Source organism: Klebsiella scottii (genome assembly GCF_036561945.1).
Classification (GTDB): domain Bacteria; phylum Pseudomonadota; class Gammaproteobacteria; order Enterobacterales; family Enterobacteriaceae; genus Klebsiella; species Klebsiella scottii.
This window is the reverse complement of sequence record NZ_JARXNI010000007.1, coordinates 1-264: the sequence shown is the minus strand read 5'-3', so window position 1 is coordinate 264 and position 264 is coordinate 1. Positions and strand designations below refer to the sequence as shown.

Sequence of the window (264 nt, the reverse complement as noted above, 5' to 3'; positions counted from 1 at the left end):
CTGGGCTGCTCCCCGTTCGCTCGCCGCTACTGGGGGAATCTCGGTTGATTTCTTTTCCTCGGGGTACTTAGATGTTTCAGTTCCCCCGGTTCGCTTCGTTAAGCTATGTATTCACTTAACGATAGTGTGACGAATCACACTGGGTTTCCCCATTCGGAAATCGCCGGTTATAACGGTTCATATCACCTTACCGACGCTTATCGCAGATTAGCACGTCCTTCATCGCCTCTGACTGCCAGGGCATCCACCGTGTACGCTTAGTCG

At 52.3% G+C, this 264-nt stretch carries 1 rRNA gene; it reads right to left on the bottom strand.

Going from position 1 to position 264, the window contains the following annotated elements:
• Positions 1 to 263, bottom strand: a 23S ribosomal RNA gene (locus tag QFI97_RS00030); the annotation flags it as partial.
• Position 264: the final 1 nt, after the last annotated feature.